This window comes from Wolbachia endosymbiont of Nomada ferruginata (genome assembly GCF_001675785.1).
In the GTDB taxonomy this organism is placed as follows: domain Bacteria; phylum Pseudomonadota; class Alphaproteobacteria; order Rickettsiales; family Anaplasmataceae; genus Wolbachia; species Wolbachia pipientis.
In genome coordinates this window covers 1-647 of record NZ_LYUY01000189.1, presented here as the reverse complement: position 1 = coordinate 647, position 647 = coordinate 1, and the positions used below count along the sequence as shown (strand labels likewise).

At 32.8% G+C, this 647-nt stretch carries 1 protein-coding gene; it reads right to left on the bottom strand.

The window, feature by feature from the left end; genetic code table 11:
• Positions 1–647: UDP-N-acetylmuramoyl-tripeptide--D-alanyl-D-alanine ligase (locus tag BA053_RS06385; protein ID WP_167347185.1), on the bottom strand; the 647-nt coding region annotated here is incomplete at both ends.

Here is a 647-nt window from a genome sequence, read left to right as displayed (position 1 = left end):
ATTAAGTTTAGTAAACAAACTTCAGCATTTTTATCTTTACCGAAGCTTATTACATTTCTATTGGCGTGTGATGAGAGATAATCATAATATTTATTATCTCTGCTTAAAACCAAAGTACCGTTATTTTTCATACCATACAGAATTTCTAACTTCGCTTGTGCAACGTCAAATAGTGATGAAAAATTTTCAGTATGTGCAGGTTCGATGTTGGTAATAACTGCAATATTCGGATTACTAATTTTTGATAATTCTTTTATTTCACCAGCTTTATTCATTCCCATTTCAAGAATTAAGTACTGGCAGTTTTTTGGAGCTTTCAGAATTGTCAAAGGCAATCCTATATTATTATTTAAGTTACCTTCGTTTGCATGGGACACTCCATATTGCGATAAAACAGTGTGTAGCATATCCTTTGTAGTGGTTTTTCCGACACTGCCTGTAATTGCAATAACTTTAGCATCAATAAGAACATTTCTAATGTAATATGATGCCATATCGTGCAAAGCTTTCAGGGTATCTTGTACAATAATGAGAGGGAAACTTTTATATTTACCCTCACTCACTATTGCAGCGATAGCCCCTTTTAAAAACGCTTCATGCAAAAAATTATGGCCATCAAAATTCTTTCCCTTGAGTGCAATAAATAA